The organism is Streptomyces sp. NPDC028368, assembly GCF_055565615.1.
Genome location: NZ_JBVHTY010000002.1, coordinates 153,149 through 173,538 on the forward strand (window position 1 = coordinate 153,149; position 20,390 = coordinate 173,538).

At 66.5% G+C, this 20,390-nt stretch carries 17 protein-coding genes, 1 pseudogene and 1 riboswitch; of the genes and pseudogenes, 7 read left to right on the top strand and 11 right to left on the bottom strand.

The features are described 5' to 3' along the window. The first annotated feature begins 91 nt into the window (after positions 1-91). The 3 genes and pseudogenes from ACZ4S3_RS04245 to ACZ4S3_RS04255 all read left to right on the top strand — a co-directional run. The gene (locus ACZ4S3_RS04245) at positions 92-841 is read left to right on the top strand and encodes a hypothetical protein (RefSeq protein ID WP_467925490.1); all 750 of its coding nucleotides are present in this window, start codon (positions 92-94) and stop codon (positions 839-841) included. Beyond that, positions 838-2,436 carry an ORC-CDC6 family AAA ATPase gene (locus tag ACZ4S3_RS04250; protein ID WP_467925492.1) on the top strand — a complete coding sequence of 533 codons (1,599 nt, stop codon included), beginning with the start codon at positions 838-840 and terminating at the stop codon, positions 2,434-2,436. Before ACZ4S3_RS04245 ends, ACZ4S3_RS04250 begins: the two co-directional genes overlap by 4 nt. 878 nt (positions 2,437-3,314) lie before the next feature. Further along, positions 3,315-3,612, top strand: a pseudogene (locus tag ACZ4S3_RS04255) (NF041680 family putative transposase); the annotation flags it as partial. A gap of 73 nt (positions 3,613-3,685) precedes the next feature. Here ACZ4S3_RS04255 and ACZ4S3_RS04260 read toward each other — a convergent pair. Both ACZ4S3_RS04260 and ACZ4S3_RS04265 read right to left on the bottom strand, forming a co-directional pair. Further along, a complete protein-coding gene (locus ACZ4S3_RS04260; RefSeq protein ID WP_467925494.1) occupies positions 3,686-6,664 on the bottom strand; it encodes a Z1 domain-containing protein in 2,979 nt (992 codons plus the stop codon). Positions 6,665-6,675: 11 nt separating this feature from the next. Further along, complete coding sequence (locus ACZ4S3_RS04265; RefSeq protein ID WP_467925496.1) at positions 6,676-8,211, bottom strand: ATP-binding protein; 1,536 nt, start codon at positions 8,209-8,211, stop codon at positions 6,676-6,678. 1,200 nt (positions 8,212-9,411) lie between these two features. Here ACZ4S3_RS04265 and ACZ4S3_RS04270 point away from each other — a divergent pair. After that, the gene (locus tag ACZ4S3_RS04270; RefSeq protein ID WP_467925498.1) at positions 9,412-9,963 is read left to right on the top strand and encodes a DoxX family protein; all 552 of its coding nucleotides are present in this window, start codon (positions 9,412-9,414) and stop codon (positions 9,961-9,963) included. Positions 9,964-10,037: 74 nt separating this feature from the next. Beyond that, complete coding sequence (locus tag ACZ4S3_RS04275) at positions 10,038-10,538, top strand: VOC family protein (RefSeq protein WP_467925500.1); 501 nt, start codon at positions 10,038-10,040, stop codon at positions 10,536-10,538. A gap of 132 nt (positions 10,539-10,670) precedes the next feature. Here ACZ4S3_RS04275 and nicT read toward each other — a convergent pair whose 3' ends face one another. From nicT to ACZ4S3_RS04300, 5 genes are all read right to left on the bottom strand, one after another. Next, positions 10,671-11,813 (bottom strand): Nickel transporter NicT, encoded by a 1,143-nt coding sequence (nicT, locus tag ACZ4S3_RS04280; RefSeq protein ID WP_467927269.1) that lies wholly within the window; start codon positions 11,811-11,813, stop codon positions 10,671-10,673. Further along, a riboswitch (cobalamin riboswitch) is annotated at positions 11,812-12,058 on the bottom strand. Its footprint overlaps the gene before it by 2 nt. A gap of 46 nt (positions 12,059-12,104) precedes the next feature. After that, complete coding sequence (locus ACZ4S3_RS04285) at positions 12,105-12,971, bottom strand: alpha/beta fold hydrolase (RefSeq protein WP_467925502.1); 867 nt, start codon at positions 12,969-12,971, stop codon at positions 12,105-12,107. Between the two features lie 149 nt (positions 12,972-13,120). Continuing rightward, entirely contained in the window at positions 13,121-13,648 is a 528-nt protein-coding gene (locus ACZ4S3_RS04290) for a MarR family winged helix-turn-helix transcriptional regulator (RefSeq protein WP_467925504.1), read from the bottom strand. A 175-nt stretch (positions 13,649-13,823) separates the two neighbouring features. After that, a complete protein-coding gene (locus tag ACZ4S3_RS04295) occupies positions 13,824-14,480 on the bottom strand; it encodes a nucleoside/nucleotide kinase family protein (RefSeq protein WP_467925506.1) in 657 nt (218 codons plus the stop codon). A 46-nt stretch (positions 14,481-14,526) separates the two neighbouring features. Continuing rightward, entirely contained in the window at positions 14,527-15,036 is a 510-nt protein-coding gene (locus ACZ4S3_RS04300) for a cupin domain-containing protein (protein WP_467925508.1), read from the bottom strand. 153 nt (positions 15,037-15,189) lie between these two features. Between ACZ4S3_RS04300 and ACZ4S3_RS04305 the strand changes: the two genes are divergently transcribed. After that, the gene (locus ACZ4S3_RS04305) at positions 15,190-15,771 is read left to right on the top strand and encodes a TetR/AcrR family transcriptional regulator (protein ID WP_467925510.1); all 582 of its coding nucleotides are present in this window, start codon (positions 15,190-15,192) and stop codon (positions 15,769-15,771) included. 137 nt (positions 15,772-15,908) lie between these two features. Here the strand turns inward: ACZ4S3_RS04305 and ACZ4S3_RS04310 are convergent, their stop codons facing one another. Then, positions 15,909-17,066 carry a methyltransferase gene (locus ACZ4S3_RS04310; RefSeq protein ID WP_467925512.1) on the bottom strand — a complete coding sequence of 386 codons (1,158 nt, stop codon included), beginning with the start codon at positions 17,064-17,066 and terminating at the stop codon, positions 15,909-15,911. Between the two features lie 267 nt (positions 17,067-17,333). Here ACZ4S3_RS04310 and ACZ4S3_RS04315 point away from each other — a divergent pair, with 267 nt between their 5' ends. Continuing rightward, positions 17,334-18,248 (top strand): universal stress protein, encoded by a 915-nt coding sequence (locus ACZ4S3_RS04315; RefSeq protein WP_467925514.1) that lies wholly within the window; start codon positions 17,334-17,336, stop codon positions 18,246-18,248. A 67-nt stretch (positions 18,249-18,315) separates the two neighbouring features. On the opposite strand, the gene ACZ4S3_RS04320 is transcribed toward ACZ4S3_RS04315, so the two are convergent. The 3 genes from ACZ4S3_RS04320 to ACZ4S3_RS04330 form a co-directional block, all read right to left on the bottom strand. Beyond that, on the bottom strand, positions 18,316-18,906 hold the full coding sequence (locus tag ACZ4S3_RS04320) for a GNAT family N-acetyltransferase (protein WP_467925516.1): 591 nt from the start codon (positions 18,904-18,906) through the stop codon (positions 18,316-18,318). Between the two features lie 64 nt (positions 18,907-18,970). Beyond that, positions 18,971-19,624, bottom strand: a complete 654-nt coding sequence (locus ACZ4S3_RS04325) for a DedA family protein (protein ID WP_467925518.1) — start codon at positions 19,622-19,624, stop codon at positions 18,971-18,973. 249 nt (positions 19,625-19,873) lie between these two features. Beyond that, on the bottom strand, positions 19,874-20,338 hold the full coding sequence (locus ACZ4S3_RS04330) for a DoxX family protein (protein WP_467925520.1): 465 nt from the start codon (positions 20,336-20,338) through the stop codon (positions 19,874-19,876). Positions 20,339-20,390 lie beyond the last annotated feature (52 nt).

A 20,390-nucleotide genomic window follows, 5' to 3' on the forward strand; every position in this document is an offset into this window, starting at 1 on the left:
GAGCGCTGAAGCCCGTGCCGCAGCCTAACTGCCCCTCCGGACATGCGAGTTCGCACGACAGGTAAACAGTACTACTGCTAGTTTTGTGGACATGGATCAGCTCCCTTTGCAGGCAGCTAGCGAAGCACGTGATCTCATGATCGCCCTCCATAAGTCCTGCTTGGCCCACATCGAGAACGCCACGTCATCCCTGAGGTCAGAAATCGAAAAAACGCTGCATCTCGAAGCAGATATCAGCCAGTGGCTTGATGTGTTGAGCGGCCGAGTGGAGGGACCTCAGCTCCGTTCGGCACATCAAGATTTCGGATTGGCATTTTACGCAGCCGCCAGTGGACTCTACAGGCAGGCATTTTCGAGCCTGCGATCCTTTCTGGAAGTCTCTGCTGCCACCGTCTATCTGAGCGCATCCGAATTCAAGCGCCGGCAATGGGTGAGCGGCAAATTGGACATCAGCTGGTCTTACATTACTTCGCCTGATGAAGGGATCTACTCTAAAGCTTTTCTCTCCGAGTTTTGCCCCCACGCCATTCCGGACCGTACTCAGATGCTGACGGCGGCTAAGAAATCGTACCGGCACTGCTCTGAATATATCCACGGCAATGTTGCGACATCGCAGCTACTGCCCAAAACCATCTCTTACGACGAGAACGTCACACGCGAATGGCTTTCTTTGAGCCAAACCACGTTGCTCACCATAATGCACTGCTATATGGTGCGTTACATTGAAGAATTCGATGACGATCAGCGACGCAAGGTGGAAGGGTCCCTGGAAGAGAATTTTCTTCACCTTGAGTCTGTAAGGAACATTCTGGATCTCCCCGTAGAGGTGAAAGAATCATGAGTAATGAACTCAACTTCCGAACAGAAGATCTCACCCCGGAGGAGATTGGAAAGTTCTTCGTCGAAACCCCAACGGACCGAAGCACGATCGATACTCTTAAGACAAAGAAAACAGTTGTTATCCAAGGCGCACGCGGAGTAGGGAAGTCGTTTCTCCTTAAGGTCGCTCAAAGTGAGCTTGATGACGAGTTTTCGACAGAGCGGATCCTGCCTGTCTACATTACATTCAACAAAGCGGGTCTGCTCAAAACCTCAGATCCTGAAAAATTCAAGCACTGGATGCTGGCGAAAATCTGTAACAGGGTCATGCGGTCTGCTCGCCGAAAGGGACTACTCAAGGCGAACAGTACAGTCTTTTCCTCGTTGGCTCAGGATAGTGAAGACCAGGCCACGGAGCATCGTCTGCAACAACTTGAGCGGGATCTCGAAGCATCGTGGAAGCAGGTCGCGGCTGTCACTGACTTTGACTCTGGGCTTGACCCGGAAGATATTACTGATGCGGTTGAGGATATGTGTCTGACGACCGGGCTCCGCCGTGTGGTACTTCTCGTCGATGAAGCGGCGCACGTCTTCATCCCAGAACAGCAGCGACAGTTTTTTACGCTCATGCGAGACCTTCGCACTCCCTATCTATCAGTCAAGGCCGCCGTATACCCTGGAGTGACCTATTTTGGCGATTCGTTTCAGATGAGTCACGACGCCGAGCTTATCGATGTGAATAGGGATATCCTCGATCCGGGCTATTTGGATTCCATGCGAGATATGGTGATTCGACAAGACTCCTCATTGGAGCAACTGATCGCCAAATACGGGGAAGCGTTTGATGCGCTGGCCTTCTCTGCTAGTGGAAACCCGAGAATTCTCCTCAAGACCGTTTCTTCCGCCTTGCCTTTTAATACGAATAACGTTCAAACGGTAATGAGGGAGTACTATCGCGACAGGATTTGGTCAGAGCACACTGATCTCGGAAATAGGTACAAAGGCCATCGTGAGGTGATCGACTGGGGGAGAACATTCATTACGGAGACCGTGATGCCGCACCTGGATCAGAAGAAGAGAGGGGAGGAAGCTGACCCCCGAATCTTCATGTGGATTCATCGTGACGCTCCTGCGGCAATCCTGGAGGCTCTCCGCTTGCTTTGCTATAGCGGAATTTTGCACGAAGCGGGGACTGGACTGGTTGCAACTCGCGGCTATATCGGCACTCGCTACATGCTCAACATCGGTACCCGATCTGGCCGGCAGCAGAACCCAGTCGCCTTCACGACTTCGCTGAGAAGGTCCGTATCGATAAAGCGGATGGTGGAATTTGGATCGAATCATTCGGCATACGCCCCAATTGCACGCCTAGATATAAAAAAGCTAGGCGAAGGGAGTAATGAGTCCCTCAATAGGCAACTCGTGAAGTCGGTAGACGAGCTGGACCTGACCTATTTCTTGCGAAAGAAATTTAAAGAGCTGGGTTTCGATACTGTTGGGAAGGCCTTGGCCGCGTCGGAAACCGATTTCATGCGAGCCAAAGGGATCGGACCGGTTCGGTCTCGGCACATGATGAATGCAGCCACGGCTGCGGTTCTTGAGTACATCTCAGGGTGATTGCGGTTATGGGGTGTAGCGAATTCTACGACGTAAAGTATATTTGGTGCATCGATGGCGGAAAATGGGCCTGCCTCGCTGCGTGGCAATGCCAGGAGCGGCACGTCTGGCGGAACTAGGCTGACCAACTTGACGAGCCGGTAGAGCGATGCCCACATCCCAGTCTCTTGATGCGGTGACATCAACGTCGGTGGATGGTGGCAGCGTTGGGCGGCTGCCCGTGACGCCAGCAGTTCGATCCGAGCCCTTCCAGGAAGGCCCCCGATCGAACTCCTAGAGCGGTGGTCGGCGCGTGCCAGATGCGTGCCCGATCAGGCGGACAGGCACGGTCAACGAGGGTTCATGGAAGCGCAGCGACTGCTTTGCCGGCGGGAGGAGACGGTGCGTGGCGTGACCACCGCAGATGCGCTGGAAGCCACGCCAGGCTTACAAAGCAGATGTCCGCGGTTTAAAACTGTCTGTGCCCATCGCGCTGACCAGTGCAAACTCGGAAAATTTCCTTCCTGGTCATGATATGGGAGGGTATTTTTGCCGGAGTCGCAGGTCAGGACATCCGACTCCGGCACCTGTTCCGATCGACTTAGGCGGGGGCGCGGGGAAGCTCAGTGTGAGTGATCGTGAACGATAGCGTGCGGTCCCAGCTGGTTCTATCCGTTTGCTCTGCACTGGGAGGGTTCACTTCGACCCTGGAGCAGTGTCGAAAACTCGGTACAGCTATCGGGGATCGAAAATCCGCACACCGTGGCCGAGCGCCTGAGAATCACCGACCGCTGGGACTTGCGGAGAGTCCGGTGCTTGGACAACGGGCACGTCGGGTTCGGGAGGCGACTCGGGGAACCCACTGGTGGCACCACCGGCAGGGCGACCCAAGTCGACCTCACACGTTCCGCCTGTTCAAGCAGACCCGGGCTGGACGAAACCGAGGCTTCGTGATTCCTCGGCGGGGAATCGGTGGACGTGGCTGGTGATCACCGCCCACACCTGGACCCGCCTCGCCCGGCCGCTGGTTGCCGATTTGCGACTGCCTTGGGAGAAGCCGGCCCCGTCGAACAAGCTCACCCGGCCCGGGTTCGGCAAGGGTTCAGAAACCTGTGCGCGAAGGCGCCCTCGCCAGCGCGCACCAAAGACTCCCGGGCCGGGCCTCGGTCGCCGCCAGGCTCGAAGAACGGCCGCCCACCTGCGGTGGCGCCAACATGTCGGCTGGCCAACAACGTTGGTGCCGACAAGTTTGACCTTTGGGACCGCCGGTTCAGCTGGTGGTGTCAACGACCAGGGACTCGGGGCGGCTCTTGTCGATGGTGCTGAAAGTGATTGGTGGGCGGCCGGCCGCGGCGCTGGAGGCGGGGGCGACTAGCGAGAAGACCATCGCGACCTTGGACGGATCCACCTCGCCATCCCGAACGACAGCTGCTGGGTCTTCCTCAATCACGGGGTAGAGGAGTATCGCGCCGCGTCGCTCGCGGGAGAAGCGTTCGGTCACGGGGTCCAAAGTCGGCGGGATCGCACGGGCTATGCGTCGGGCTGTCGCACGGTGCTTGCGGTCGCTGATGTAGCCGAAGATTTGGACGCGACGACGCTCGCGCTTGGAAATTGCGAGGGGAACCGATCCGAGGATCCTTGCGGATGCGGCGCCGCGTCCGGTCGTGTAGTGGGGGGTAATCAACAGCCAATCATCGATCAAGTGAGGATGTTTTGTGATCTCGCGAAGGAAGCGCAAGTGGGGGAGGAAGGGAGTTTTGTTCCACCAGCGCAGATTTTCCAGCACTTCCATGAGATCGGCGTGCGAAACAGATCCCGTAAGTGCAGTGAGGTGATAGTTCTTGTCGTGGTGATCGTCGTGAGAGGTGAAGGTCTCCGGAGTCCGCGAAAGGCTGTTGAGGAGAGGGCGCCACAGTTTGGTGTTGTGGCTTAGGTCCTCAGATGTTAGGGGATGGGCGGTTGGCTCGATGATCTGTCCAGGGCTCGCTATCTCTTGGACCCGAGCGTTATACATCTTCGTACGGCTGCTTGGTTTCAGCCAGGGCAGGTGCTGGGATACCAGTGGTGGGATGTCACGGGGAGTCACCAGAGGTTTTCCATTGATGAGTTCGGCATACTGCGCGAGCTGGTCGCGGAACGTCTCCTCGTCGAGGCAGATGGCTTCGAATGCCTCGTAGAGGTCGACAGTCGACCTACTGGCCTTGGTTAGTTTCTCGGCGCGACTGATATAGAGGCGGACCAGGTCCTGGTAGCCAGGGCGGAATCCAAACCAACGACCCATCTGCATAAGGGTGTCGGCCTGTTGGGTTGTCCGGCGGTAGTACGTGACTGTTAGGCCCTCGACGGTGAAGCCGCGAGAGAGCTTGGTGCCGCCAACGAGGATCTTCCAGACGTACGCCTGGCGGTCGAAATCGAGGTCGAGCTGGTCGAAGTACTTGTCGCTGTCGCCATTGACGATGACGACAGGGCTGCCGCCCCTACGGATGCGGCTGCAGGCTCGGCCGATGTATGGCCTGAGTTCGTCGTACGAACGGGGGATTGGCAGGTCAGCTGCGCGAGCCTGGGAAACTGGCTTAATGTCTCGTTGGAATAGATCAGCCAGGCGTGCGTGGGCTGACGAGCTGGTGGAATAGCCGGCGTGGTGCCACATGCTGATCAGGCGCTGTGCGAGTTCGGCGTGGTCGTCCTTACGCACGGACTCGTGGACCAACATGGTGTGGTGTCGGTACGGGCGTTCGGAGACTCCCCGGTCCGCTCGGTAGAGCTTCATTGCACCGGTGAGGACGAAAGTGTCCATAGCTTCTTGCATGGACTTATCATCAATCTCGTCCGGGGAGTAGATGCCTCGGACATGAGACATGGAACGGGAATTGGCGTACGTCCGGTCCTCAGGCGGGACGGGTGAGTCCAGGTCATGGAAGTCCTGGACACCCATGTAGCCGTCCGGACGCGGCAGCGAGATGAGGAAGTCCCTCGGGAAAATGTCCTCGCTGTCGCTCGGATCGATGAAGACATTCGCGAACGGAGTCGCTGTGTAGCCAACGTACTGGGCACGGGGCAGGAGGGAGAGCAGCTGACCGATCCGGGAGTTGATCGCGGTGCGCTTCGGGCGATCCGACTCCCACCTTGTCGGGTTGGTGGTGTTGACGGATGCCTGGTCGGATTCATCGTCGATGATCAGAGCCGGTAGCTCACCGAGCAGACCCTGGATCTGCTTGAGATCCTTGATGAGCTTGTCGAGGACCGACTTGTTCTTCTTGACGACCATGACACGGGCATCAGCATGGTGAAGGTTGCGGGGGTCAAAGAGCGGAAGGCTCCGTTCCCTCTTCTCGAATTCGATGCCCCGAATGCCCTGGAGGAGGCTTTGGTAGTCCCGGTCCCGGGTGGTGAGGCGCTCGATGTCGAAGGCCCGCTGAGTAGAGGGGCGCCCGCCGTGCGAGACGAACTCTGACCATTCCTCGTCGTCGCCGACATAGTCGATACCGACCAGGGAGTCCAGGTTGTTGATGTCGGCTCCGCGCAGGATGTTCTCCTGACCGATGAGCTCCATGTCTAGACGGCGCTGCGTCTGCTTGCGTAGCAGGTTGAGCGTGCCGCCGAGGATGATCACGAGGCGGTAGCCGGCGTCTATAGCCTTGGCGGTGACGCCGGTGAAGTTCGCGGTCTTGCCGGACTGTACGTAACCGACAACCAGGCCTCTTGCCTGGCGGCGGGCTTCTTGTTCGGGATCAGTGAGGCGTTCGACGACGGATCGACTGGCCTCGTCGAGCCCCGCTATTGCGTCACTACTCCAGCCCTTGGCGCGCAACCGATTCTCGTACGCAGGCCAATAGAAGGCGCGTGCCTCAGCGCGCTCCCTGGTGTACCAAGGGGTGAACTCTTCGGTGATGGTTACATGCCCGGGCTTTTTGGACACGAGGGCGGCCTCGGTCAAGGCCTTCCGTAGTCCGTCGTCAAAGCCAAGGAGGTCGTATGTGTCCGAGCGGCGCTCGTCTGTCCGAGCAGGTGCGGTGGACCAGGCGGCTCGTTCTTCGAAGTCCCAGGCAGTGAGCTTTCGTTCCCAGAGAACGGTCAGGGCATCGGATTCGCTCGCGAGGCGCTCCCGGAAGGTGTCCTCCGTGAGATCGGCGTATGGGAAGTCCTCTGCCTCGACCTCGGCTCGCCTGGCGAAGTGCTTCGGTCCCCGCGTCATCCCACCGAGGACAGCGGTATGTATCTCTAGGAGTGCGTCAGTCACGGAAGACATTCCTTCGTGGATCAGTCGGTGAAACGGTCGCGCTCGGCGTGGACAGCGGCGATCAGGATGCTGTTCCAGTAGTCGATCTGGTCACTGCGCTTCTTCTCCCAGCGGTTGAAGCCGAACAGCTGCTCCAGCATCAGATAGAGGAGCGTCTTGGTGACTGGGGCGTCGTTTTTGCCGCCGCGCCGGCCCGCGTTGAAGGTGTCGCGGTGGTTCTTGTTGAGCTGGATCACCCGGTTGTCACGGTCCAGCTCAAAGAATCGGTCCTCGGGGAGAGGGACCCAGTTCATGGCGATCGGGTTTTCGCCGGGCTTCTCCGGCAACTCCTCCCGGATGACCCGCCTGACTTTCGGATCGAGGCCCTTGCCGGGAGGGATCACTGGAGGGCGTTTCACCTCGGCGCGGGAAGCACCCTCGCGGTAAACGGCCTCAGCGTCTTCGAGGTACGTACGGAAGGCGCGGCCCTTGGCGTCCACGGCCTTCTCTACACCGCGGGCGAAGGCCTGCGTCGCAGTGACGCCTTCCTTCTTCACAGTGAGGCTGAATACCTGATTGGGCTGGGAGGGGAGATCGACGGCGATGCGGGCGAGGTTGAGATGCCCCTCGGCCGCACCTCGCTGGCCGTTCCAGCCGCCCGCCTGGACGAGCCGGTCATTGCGGTAGAAGTAGAAACCCTGGCGCTCGGCGAGCGGACCGATGAGTTTGTACTCGGTGCGGGGCGACCGGGCTGGCCATATATGCGCGGTCAGTTCTACGTTGCCGACGCCTTCTACGGGTGCGGTGAAGACTCGGGGATATCCGGCCTTGCCCGGGACTCTGTAGTTGAACGGGTCGAGTGCTTCCACACCTATCTGGTCAAGGATCAGGCGGGTGTGAACGTCTTCCACTGCGATGTCGATGTTCAGATCCCCGCTGTCCAGGAAGCGGTGCAGGTAAAGGCCGAGATGGGTTTCCAGCTTCTGGATCGCCTCGGAGAGGAAGCGGTCGGTCTGGCTGCACTCGACGGTTTCGAAGGCCCGGACACGATCCCAGCGCACGACTGTTCCATGCCACTCGATAAGTCCGTCGTATCGGTCGACGAGAGTTTGGGCGTAGTCCGGAGTGACCGTGTCGCAGCGGTAGCCATCCGCAAGAGAGGCGGAGGTCAACTGGCGCCCTGCGGCGCGACTTGTTCGGGTCTTACTGACCACGGTGAGCGCGTCGGCATGGGAGAGGGATGCGGCCTTCATCCCAGTGCCGTACATGCCGAGCGCCTGGGGTCCGTAGTTGCGACGCTTGCCGACTGTCATGGCAGCATCCAGGCCAGCATCGTTCATGCCTCTGCCGTCATCGACGATCAGTAGGCTGAGCAGACGGTCGTCGTCGCGCAGGAAGTGCACGACGACGTTACGGGCGTCCGCATCAAGGGAGTTGTCGATGAGGTCCGCTACGGCCACCTCGAATCCGTAGCCCTGGTTCTTCAGCGCATCGGCGTAACCGGAGTCAGGCGGCAGCTGCTTGCTACCGCTGGTGGGGACGTCGTACTGCCAGTCGGCACCTGCCATGTTGGGCATGAATCTCGCATGTGTAAACAGGGCTGGACCGCGGAGCCCAGACGTTGGACAAAGGCCGAAGTTTGATTGCGAAGGTACTGGATCGATCTTGAAAAGATCAGCCGGTCCTGGATAGTGGGACGGAAATCCGTGATGTTCCCGCGCGGTGCCCGCGCCGGGGCGAGTGCTGGGCCGAAGCGAAGAGGATGGTCAGCGGTTCGGCCTGTCATCGCACTGCCAGGCCGCGGCGATCGTGTCGGCTTGCAGGGGTTTGGGAGCAATCCGGTGGGCGTCAGGACGTCCCAGCACAGCTGCGCGTGGTTGCGGCCGTCGTCCGGCCCGAGGTGGACGATCCGGTCCGCGAACTCGCCCCACTCCGTCAGCCACATGCCGAGGTCCGCATCCGGGCCCCAGGTCGTACGGTGGCGGCCGCTCGAACGACAGGTTCATGATTTTCTTGTCCCGCAACCGTATTTGAACTGGTGGCAACGGAATCTGACGGTTGGTCGGGCGGCCAGTGGGCTGCGGGGCTCGGGATTTACGGAGCGGGTGTGGCCCGGATTATTCAGCGTCCCTAGCCGGATCCGCAGGCGATCGCCCTTGGACTGACGCGACGGTCTCGCCGTGCGGGCGTGGAACGTCCGCGCGTTTGCTTTCGCTGTGGGCCGCGATCCTGACGGCGTGGTCATCGGCCTCCGCTCCGTCGACGGGGGGCAGGCGGGGGGCGGAAGTGTTGTGGGCCGTGGTCGGCGGATTTGCCGTCAAGCGGATCTGCCGTCAAGAGGGGCATTCGGGGACTCGGCACTCTTGCAAAGCGGATTTCGGCGGTTCACATCCGTCTGTGGCCACCATGTGTGATCAGCGAAAAGGCCCCCGTACCAGGAAGGTACGGGGGCCTTTGTCATGTTTGTGGCCGTCCCCTTACGGGCGACGCCATGGCCCGGCCCGTGGAGGCCGTGGAGGGCGCGCAGTTTGTGACCGGCGGCGAGATTCGGTCATCGGCTTCCGGGGGTGATGCGGGGTGGTGGGGCAGGCGAGGGAGGGGGAGGTGCAGGCGGTGGGGGTCCCGGGTCGGGGTGAGAGGGCTCGGGGGCCGTTGTGGTGGGTGGTGGTTCGGCTTGTTCGTGGTTGTTCGGGGGTGGGGGTGCTGTGTATCGTCGTGAGGGTTGACTTGAACTTTCAAGTAAATCTGACTGGCCCCACACGGGAAGAGCGCTCGCCATGACATCCCCCCTCAGCACGATCCAGACCCCCCGACTCGGAGTGGACACGCGCCACGCTCCGTCTCCGCACGGCTACGACGCCGGCCTGCTCGTCCTGCGCATCGCGCTCGGGCTGACGATGGCCGCCCATGGGGCCCAGAAGCTGTTCGGCTGGTTCGGTGGTGGCGGGCTGGAGGGGACCGGGCAGTTTTTCGCGATGAGCGGCTATCCGTCGGGCAAGACGATGGCCCTGGTGGCGGGGCTGACGGAGACGCTCGGCGGGCTCGGACTGGTGCTCGGGCTGCTCACACCCCTCGCGGGTGCGGCGGTCGTGGGCACGATGATCAATGCTCTGGTCGTGAAGTGGGGCGGCGGTTTCTTCGCGCCCAAGGGCGTGGAGTACGAGCTGCTGCTGACCGCGGGCGCGGGCGCGCTGGCGCTGACCGGCCCCGGGCGTTACGCCGCCGACCGCCTGGTGCCGGCGCTGCGCGCGCACCGGCTCGTCTACGGCGTGGTCGCCTTGGTGCTCGCCGCGGTGGTCGCCGGCGGCGTGCTGCTGGTCCGGAAGTAACCCAGGCGGAAGCACGCAGCAACAGTAAGGCCGGGGCGCCCTGGGGGCGTTGCGGCGGGAGAGGGGAGAGGGTCTTGTCCGTACGACGTCTCAATCACGCGGTGCTCTACATCCGCGATGTGGCGCGGTCCGTCGCCTTTTACACCGAAGCCCTCGGGCTCACGCTGGACATCGAGATACCCGGGCGCGCCGCCTTCCTCAGCGCTGCCGGCTCGCTCAACGATCACGATCTGGGGCTGTTCACGGTGGGGGCGGACGCGCCGGGCCCCGAGGCGGGCCGGGCCGGTCTCTACCACCTGGCCTGGGAGGTCGGCACGCTCGGCGAACTCGCCGCCACCGAGGCCCGGCTCGCGGCCCGCGGCGCACTGGTCGGCGCCACCGACCATCTTGTCTCCAAGTCCCTGTACGCCAAGGACCCGGACGGCAACGAGTTCGAGGTGATGTGGCGGGTTCCGCGGGAGGACTGGCCGGGTCCCGACGAGCCGAACCGGCTGCGCCCGCTCGATCTCGCGGCCGAGCTGAAGCGCTGGGGGCCCGACCTGATGACGGGCGCGGCCGCCGGCTCGGCCACCTGACGGGCCGCGGGGGGGGTAGGAGGGGGGAGGGGGACGGGCTGGGCGTACGGACCCGCGAGCCGGGCCCGGGGGCCGGACCTGCGAGCGGCGGGCCCGGGAGCCGGCCCCGCGTTCCGGGCCGGCAGCCGGCGCCTAGGAGCCCGACCCCGCCCGCGCCGCCCAGCGCTTTTCGACCCCGGCCAGGCGCCAGTACGCCAGCGCCGCCGCCCACACCACCACGAACAGGCCCACGATGATGAAGCCGACGTTGTCGAGGTCGAGGGTGGAAATCCAGCTGGTCACCGGGTCGTTGAGGCCCAGTTTTTCGTGCAGGACCGTCACCAGCTCGATGGTGCCGATGAAGAAGGCGACCGCGATGGACAGGCCGGTGATGGTGAGGTTGTAGTAGACCTTGCGCACCGGGTTGGAGAACGCCCACTGGTAGGCGAAGTTCATGAACGTGCCGTCGAGGGTGTCGAAGAGGCTCATGCCGGCGGCGAACAGCAGCGGCAGACACACAATCGCGTACCAGGGCAGCCCGGCCGCCGCGCCGCTGCCCGCCATCACCATCAGCAGCACCTCGGTCGTGGTGTCGAACCCGATCCCGAAGAGGAAGCCGAGCGGAAACATCTGCCCGGGGCGGGAGATCGAGCGGGTGAACCGGCCCAGGAAGCGGTTCATGAAGCCGCGCGAATCGAGCTGCTGCTCCAGCTCGGCCTCGTCGAACCGGCCGGCGCGCATGCCGCGGAAGACCCGCCAGATCCCGGCCATCGCGATGAGGTTGAGGGCGGCGATGAGGTAGAGGAACACCCCCGAGGCCGTGGTGCCCAGAGTGCCCAGGACCTGGTGGGTACGTGACCGGTCGTCGAGCAGCGCCCCGGCAAGGTGGGTGCCGCCCGCCACCAGGGCCGCCATCACGACGACCACGCTGGAGTGGCCGAGCGCGAACCAGAAGCCCACCGAGACGGGCCGCTTGCCGTCGGCCATCAGCTTGCGGGTGGTGTTGTCGATGGCTGCGATGTGGTCGGCGTCGAAGGCGTGCCGCATGCCGAGGGTGTAGGCGGTGATGCCGAGCCCCACACCGAAGGTTTCTTTGCCCACGGTGTAGTGCTGCGGGGCCACCAGGAGGAAGAGCATGCCGAAGGCGACGACATGCAGCCCGGCTATGACGGCTATCAGGCCCGCGGTACGGATGGTGTCCTGCCGGCGCCAGCGGAACGTGGCGGAGGCAGGGGTGTTCGGGGTATCGGTGGACAGGGCCATCCGGCGGTCACGCTCCAGCACCTCGTGGATCAGTTCGTGAGATGCCGTGGCCGGTCTCCTGGCTTGGGGGTACCTCCCTGCTCCTGAAGAGCTCGGGGGAGGGTGGACGCGTCCGGCCCGCCTTCCCGGCCGCGGGCTGCGGTCAGTGGCGCCGTACGCGCGCAGGCGCATACGGAAAGGGCCGGAAACTCCCCGATCACAGTGGCGAGGGCCGCTCCGGCCTGGGACCACAAGGTCCGTCACCGGTCTTCCCGAACACCACGGCATGACCACTCTAACCGCCGTCCCGCAGCGGTATCGACGGCCTCGGAGGGCTCGGCGCCATCAGTGGGCCACGGAGGGCGGGGAGGACAGCGAGGACAGGAAGACGCGCAGTTCGTGGTCGTAGAGCGGGGCGTTCTCCAGATTGACCATATGAGCCGCGCCCGGTATTCGGACCCTGCGGGCGCCCGGGACGGCGAGGGTGATCGCATGGGCGTTGGCGGCGATGTCCGTACTGTCGAGGTCGCCGTCGAACACCACCGTCGGCACGCGTATGTCGGACAGCCGGCCGGCGGCGCCGACCTCGATGGGCATCCCGGCGCCCATGCCGTCGGCGTGCACCTCGACCGTTGCCGCGGCCGCGGCGCGCATCCGCTCGCGCAGCCCGGGGTGGACGTCGGACGGACCGCGGTGCGGGCCGTCCACCCACATCCGCAGGAAGTGCTCGACATATTGCTCCATGCCGTCCGGTGCGCCGATCGCCGCCACCTGTGCCCTGATGTGCTCCAGGAGGAACGGGTCGGTGAAGGCGCGGCCGCTGACCCCGGGTGAGGCGAGCGCCAGGGCGCTGACCCGCTGCGGGTGGGCGAGGGCGGTGTCGAGGGCGACCCGGGAGCCGTGTGAGAGGCCGACGAGGACGGCGCTTGGGACGTCGAGGGCATCGAGGAGGGCGCACAGATCGTCGTGGTTGGCCCAGTCCCCGGCCACCGTGGAGGACAGGCCGTGACCGCGGGAGTCGTACCGGATCACGCGGTGGCCGGAGCCCACCAGCCAGGAGAACTGCTCGTCCCACATGCGCTGGTCGAGCATGCCGCCGTGCAGCAGCACCACCGCCGGACCCTCGCCGGCCGTTTCGTAGAACAGCTCACCGTCCCTGACCGGCACGGTGCCGTTGTCGAGCTCGGTCCAGGCGCTGAACGGGTGGGTCATTCTCTGTGCGTTCCCTTGGTGAGCGGTGGCGGGGCGGAGGGTGGGGGAGGAGGGGAGTGGGAGGAGGGGAGAGGGAGGAGGGGAGAGGGGAGGGGGGGAGAGGGGAGGGGGCGGATGCGTGAACGGTGTGGGGGTGTCGGCGGCTGGGGCTATTCCGGCTGGTTGTCCTGGTTGTCGGGATCCTCTCGGGTAACGCCTGAGCCGTTCGCCAGGTGCCGGAATTCCTCGCCGAGTCGGTCGAGTACACGAAGGGCCGTCGAGATGTCCTGTGCGGACAGGTCGGCCAGCCCGCGGCGCAGCTCGGTGGCCTCGGACTCCTGGATCCCGCGTATCACCTCGCCGCCCTCGGCGGTGAGCTGGATCAGGGACGAGCGGCGGTGTGCGGGATTGGGGGCCGTCACCACCAGGCCCAGCTCCGCCGCGTGGTTCACCCAGCGCTGCACCGGCTGCCGGTCGAGCTCCATGGTGCGGGCCAACTGCGGCACGGTCCGGGGGCCTTCGCTGCGCAGCGCATCGAGCAGTGCGTGCTCGCCTGCGGTCATGCCGGTGCCTTCCAGCTCGCGCTCCACCGCGCGCACGATCGTGCGGTGCAGGGGCCACAGGCGCCGTATGACGTCGTACAGAAGCTTTTCGGCCGGGGCCGGTTCGTCGCCGTCATCCGGCTTAACGACACTCATGATGTCATGATGGCATCGAAGGTGTCGTTTGGGAAGGGGCCTGCCGCGGAAGGCTGTTGGTGAAGCGCCAGACAGGTTGGTGAAGTGCCAGGCGGACCGAGGGCGGGAGGGGGGCGGGGGTGGCGGTGTCGTTGGGGTGGGGCGCGCCGTCCGTTGTGGGTCTGCTGACCGACGCCTAGGAGAGCCGGGGGGCGGGGGCTTCTTCGGGGGTGAAGGTGACGATGAGGTCGGCGCGGTCGCGGGTCGCTGCCACGGTGCGGGCGTTGGCCTCGTCCGAGGTGCGGACGAAGTGTTCGGCGTCGGGGCGTGGGCGGCCGAAGCGTTCGTGACGGTCAACCAGGCGCCGGATCCGTTCCGGGGTGTCCAGGTCGACGTACCAGACCTCGTCGAGCAGGGCGCGGATACGGGTCCACGGCGCGGAGTCGAGGAGGAGGTAATTGCCCTCGGTGACGACGAGGGGGATATGTGGCGCTACGGGGATGCTCCCCGCGACCGGCTCCTCGATACGGCGGTCGAAGGCCGGGGCGTAGACGGCGGTGTCCGCTTCCGGGGAACGCAGGCGGGTCAGCAGTGCCGCATATCCGGCGGGGTCGAAGGTGTCCGGCGCGCCCTTGCGGCCGATTCGGCCCAGGCGGTGCAGCTCTGCCTCGGCGAGATGGAAGCCGTCCATCGGGACGAGTACGGCCTGTCCCGCCAGCTCCGCCACCACATGGGCGGCGAGAGTGGACTTGCCGGCGCCGGGCGGGCCCGTGATGCCGAGCAGACGGCGGCGGCCGGGGCGGGCCGAGGCGGCGAGTCGGCGGGCGCGGGACAGGAGGTGCTGGGGATCCATGGTGGGTCCATGGTGCCCGAAGGGTGGCCGGTTGCCAGGGGGAGTCTCAGACTTGGTACTCCATCCCGTAGGGGGCGCCGATCTCATTGAGACGGGTGAGGTCGGGGTGTCCGTCCTTCATGACCACCGGACCGGCTTCGTGCATGGCCTCCACGAACTCCTCCCAGCCTCCCGGTGACGAGATCTGCAGGCACCGGGCGGGTGGCTGGGAGACGCTGCGCAGGGCGTGCGGTACGCCGCGGGGCAGCAGGGTGCACATGCCGGGAGTCAGGCGGTGGGTCGTGCCGTCGATGTCGGCCTCCATCTCGCCCTCCAGGACATAGAGGAATTCGTCGGCGTCGTGGTGGACGTGTGGCGGGATGTCGATGGCGAGCTGGTTCTCCAGGATGGAGAGCCGGCCCTCGGTGTCGTTCCTGCGGGCCTTTACGGCGAATCCGGGAGGGAGCGGGACCCGTCCGGGGCGCCGTTCGCCGGCCTGGAGCACGAAGAAGCGTGCCTTGGGGTCTGCGGGCTCCATCGGGTCCTTTGTCTCCTGGGGCGCTGTCTCCTGGGACATGGTGATCGCTGATCCTCTCCGGGGTCGGAAGGCGTGGACGTGGCCAGATGCCGAGACACATGTGGGGGAAGAAGTGGAAGGAAGGCAGAAGCGGAGTGGAACCGGAACCGGAATCCGATTCCGTTTCATCAGCGTAGCAGTAGCATCGGCGATGTGGCAGCCTCCTCGACCTCCTCCGCACCGCAACGCAGGCCCCGTGCCGACGCCGAGCGCAACCGCGCCCGGGTGCTGAACGCCGCACGCGAGGTGTTCCGTGCGCGCGGCGACGAGGCGCAGATGCCCGAGGTTGCCCGAGCGGCCGGCGTCGGCGTCGGTACGGTCTACCGGCACTTCCCGAACCGCGCGGCCCTGATCGCCGCCGTGGGGGAGCAACGGCAGGCGGAAATCGTCGAGTTCGGGCGTACGGCCTGCCTGCCGTGTGCCCAGGCCGCGGAAGGGCTGGCCGCGTACATCGGGCACATCGGGGAGGTGCTCAACGCCGAACGCGGGCTGTCCGCGTCCATCGAGGCGGCGTTCGGGTCCACCGAGCCGGCCGGGGAGGGGCGTACGGGAGCCGAGGCGGTCGCCGCCCAACTCCTCGCCCGCGGCAAGGAGGAGGGCACCGTACGGGCGGATGCCGAGGTCGCGGATGTGGTGATGATCGTGTGCGGGCTGGCCGCGGTGATCCGGCATGACGCGGGGGACTGGCGCCGCTATGTGCGTAACGCGTGCGCGGGTCTGCGGGCTTCGAGCTGAGCGCGAGACCGGGGCCGGCCGCGACGCCGGGACCGGGGCGGGACCGGCCGTGAGGCCGACACGGGGACCGACAGCGCGACCAGTCGGCGATACGCGCCCGGCCGGCGATACGCGCCCCGGCCGCCGGCCCTACCGGGTCAGTTCGCCGCGCCCAGCCGCCACAGGGAGGTGACCTCGGCCGAGCGGGCCACGTGGAGCGGGTCGGAGGTGTCGCGGGCGCGGGGATGGCGCGGCGTGATGTCGAGCCGGTCCAGGACGGTGAGGCCGCCGCGGGCGAAGGCGTCGAGGAGTTCGGCGCGGGGCCGCAGCCCGAGGTGCTCGGCCAGGTCGGAGAGGATCAGCCAGCCCTCGCCGCCCGGCGCCAGATGCTCGGCCAGGCCGCTCAGGAAGCCGTACAGCATGCGGTTGCCCGGGTCGTACACCGCGCGCTCCACCGGGGACGTCGGTTTGGCGGGTACCCAAGGGGGATTGCAGACGACCAGCGGGGCGCGGCCGGCCGGGAACAGATCGGCCTCGACCAGCTCCACCTGCCCGGCGACGTCCAGTCGTTCGATGTTCTCGCGGGCACATGCCAGCGCGCGCGGGTCCTGGTCGGTGGCCACGATCCGCCGCACCCCGCGCCGCGCCAGCACCGAGGCCAGCACGCCGGTACCGGTGCCGATGTCGAACGCCAGCTCCTGGCCGGGCAGCGGCGCCTCGGCCACCAGGTCGACGTATTCGCCGCGGGCCGGCGAGAAGACGCCGTAGTGCGGATGGATCCGGTCGCCGCCGAGCGCCGGGATCTCGACGCCCTTCCTGCGCCATTCGTTGGCGCCGATGAGGGCGAGCAGTTCGCGCAGGGACAGGACGGAGGCGACGGCCGCGGGCTCCGCGGTTTCCTGTGCCGCCGCCGGGCCGTATGCCCTGGTGCAGGCCTCGCGGACGTCGGGCGCGCGGTGCAGCGGGACGGCGTAGGAGGCGTCGAGGGGGATCAGCAGCATGCCCAGGATGCGGGCGCGCTGGTTCTGGGCGGCGCGGTGCAGGTGGAACGCCTGGGTGACGTCGGCGGGGGGAGTCTTGCGCGGGCGGCGGTCGATGCGCCGGGCCAGCGCCGTCAGCAGCTGGCGGGCATTGTGGAAATCGCCGCGCCACAGGAGCGCGGCGCCCTCGCAGGCGAGTTTGTAGGCGTCGTCGGCCTTCGTGCGGTCGTCCGCGAGGACGATCCGGCGGGGCGGCGGGGAGCCGTTCTCGGAACGCCAACGGGCGGAGCGGACCTCGTCGGCCTCGGTCCATTCGACGACCGGCGCAGAGTTCACCGAAATGTGCCTCGTGGTAGTGGTTCGGACCCCTCCCTGCGGAGGGTGACGGTCGACTCTACTCCGTGCCGGGGCGGGATCTGTGTCCGCTGTCGTCCGCACCCGGGCGGGAGCCGGATGGTGATATCTGGCGAAGAGGGAGATATCAGGCTGTGATGGAGCTGTTCAGCCGTGATGGAGCTGTTCGGCGAAACGGCGCAGCTGTTCGGCGAAACGGCGCACGACGCGATCACTCGGAATGTGAAGCCGTTCGGAATGTGAAGCCGTATGGGGGCGTATATGGCGGGCCAGGGCAGTCTCCCGGTGATCGTCGCGGTGGATGGATCCGCGGACAGCGAGCGGGCGCTCCGCTGGGCCGGGGAGACGGCGCGGCTGCGGTCCGCATCGCTCCAGGTGGTCCATGTCTGGCCGTATGTCACCGCCGCGCGGGTCGCCGACGACGACGGATCCGGCGATCCGGTGCTCGACGAGCTGCGCGCGCAGCCGCTGGCCTGGAGCCTGCCGGGCATTGACTTCCGCAGCCTGAGCGGGCTGCCCGACACCCAGCTGCCGGCGCTCGGCGCAGAGGCGCAGCTGCTCGTCCTGGGCTCGCGCGGGCGTGGCGGCTTCGCCAGCCTGCTGCTCGGCTCCAACGGTCTGGCCTGCGCCGCCCAGTCGGCCTGCCCGGTGGTGGTCGTGCCCCGCCCGGACCGGGGCCCTGCCGGGCGGGACGAGGACGGCGAGGCGCTGCCGCCGGCCGTCCCGCAGGTGACCCTGGGCGTGGACGCGTCCTCCGAGGAGCCCGGCGCCATCGGCTTCGCGCTCGCCGAGGCGAGCCGCCGCGGTGCCCGTCTCAAGGTCGTCTCCGGCTACGCCTGGCCGATGCTGATGCCGCCCGCCTTCGAGTACGTCACGGACTGCGCGACCACACAGCAGGAGTACGAGGACGCGCTCGGCACCCAGCTGGCGGACGCCCTCGCCCCGCACCGTGCGCGGTACCCGGAGGTCGACGTCCAGGTGGAGCTGCGGAACGCGGACGCCGCGGGGCAGTTGGTGGAGGCGTCCGGGGACAGCGATCTGGTCGTGGTCGCGCGGCGCCGCCGGCGGTTGCCGTTCGGCCGGCGGCTGGGCTCGGTGGCGCATGCCGTGCTGCTGCACGCCCTCTGCCCGATCGCCGTCGTCCCGAAGGACCCGGAGCCGTGAGCAGGCGCCTGCACGGTGGTGGGCCGGGCAGGCCGGAGCAGGGCGGCACCGTGCCGGCCGGAGCGGGTCAGCCGATGCCGAAGGCCGCCGCATAGCGGACCGTGCCGCGCGGCGGCGGGGAGCCGTCCAGGGACAGCGCCAGGAAGGCGGCCTCCGGCCAGGGCTGCGGGGGCAGGATGCCGAAGCGGGCCGTGGCCGGTACGAAGCCGAAGCGCGGGTAGTACGGCGGATGGCCGAGCACGATCGCGGTCCGCTCGCCGGCCGCCCGCGCCGCGTCCAGGAGCGCCCGGATGAGCGCACCGCCCGCACCCCGATTCTGGTGCTCGGGCAGCACCGCGCACGGGGCGAGCGCCACGGCGGGGACCTCCTCGACGTAGCAGCGCGTCAGCAGGGCGTGGGCGGCGACCGTGCCGTCCGGAGCGTCGGCGACGTACGACAGACCGGGGAGCCAGGCCGCCGGGTCGTGCCGCAGCGCGTCGACGAGGTCCGCCTCCTCCGCCGTGTCGAACGCGGAGGCGTTGACCCGGCGGACGGACGGTATGTCCGCGGAGGTCTCGGGGCGGGGGCGCCAGGGGCCGGCCCGCCCGGCGCCGGTGCCGGCCGGGCGGCGCAGGTCGCTCGTGCCGCTTGCCTCGCTCAAACCGTTCGAACCGCTCATGCAGGCAATCGTCGCACCAGGGTCTGACAGCGGGCGATGCGTTTTCCGCCCGACGCCGCTCGCCTCAGTGGGCCGTCCGGCGCTCCGGGCGCCGCATCACGAACACCGCCACCGACCCTGCCGCGAAGAGGGCGAACACGGACAGCGCGGTGCCCACCCAGGACGTGCCGAGCCACTGGCCGCCGAAGTAGCCCAGGCTCACGCTGTACGCCGCCCAGGCGAGGCCGGCCAGCGCCGACCAGGGGAGGAACTCGCGGACCGTACGGTGCGCGACGCCGGCGCCGAGGCTGACCACCGAGCGTCCGGCGGGCGCGAAGCGGGCGAGGACGACGATGCCGCCGCCCCCGCGGGTGAGCGCCGTGCCGAGACGTTCCTGCGCGGCGGACAGGCGGCGGGAGCGGCCGATGGCCCGGTCGAAGCGGTCGCCGCCGCGCCAGGCCAGTCGGTAGGCGACCATGTCGCCGAGCACCGAGGCGGTGGCCGCGCACAGCACCAGGGACAACATTTCGGCCAGGTGGGTCCCGCCGTGTACGGAGGCGCCGACGCGCACGGGGTCGACCGCGCCGGCGGCGGTGCTGGTGCCGGCGGCCGTGGTGGCCGCGGCGATCACCAGGAACCCGCTGGGGAGGATCGGCACGAAGACGTCGAGGACGACGGAGAGGCTGACGATCACATACACCCACGGGGTGCCACTGAGGGACCCCAGGTTTTCCAACAACGTGCCACTCCCGGTCCGGACCCCGCCGCGACGTCGCTCGGTGCGGCAGGGGCGGCTCTACAGCCATACAGCGTACGCCTGGCCTTCGTGGCCGTCTGACCTGGGGCGGTAGGTGTAATGCGGGTCACGGTTGTGGGGCGCCGGGCCCTGTGGAGGGCCCGGAACGACGGCGCGGCCCGTACAGCAGCGGTGCCGTACGGGCCGCGAGAGCACCGGAGTCCGAAGGCGCCGGACGGCCTGCCGCGAGTGTCAGGCGGCGCTCGGCTCGCGCTGGACGGCGGGGACCTGCGCCGTCTGGCGGTCGCCGAAGAAGAGGCGGTCGAGCGACCAGGCGCCGGGGCCGATGAAGGCGATCAGCAGGAAGGCCCAGCAGAACATCGCGGACGCCTCGCCACCGTTCTGAATCGGCCACAGCGCCGAGCCCTGGTGGGTGGAGAAGTACGCGTACGCCATCGAGCCGGAGCTGACGAGCGCCGCCGCGCGGGTGCTGAGGCCGAGCATCACGAGGATGCCGCCGCCGAGCTGGATGACCGCGGCGTACCAGAACGGCCAGACGCCGGTCGGGACGGCGGCGCCGGTACCCATGGCGCCGCCGAGGACGCCGAAGAGCGAAGCCGCACCGTGGGAGGCGAAAAGCAGCCCGACGACGACACGGAACAGCGCGAGTATGTGCGGGGTGGATCTCTGGGTGAACGACGTGAGGGGAGCGGACATAAGGGGACTCCTACGGTTTCTGCGGTTTCTGGGGACGAGAGAACCGCTGAAG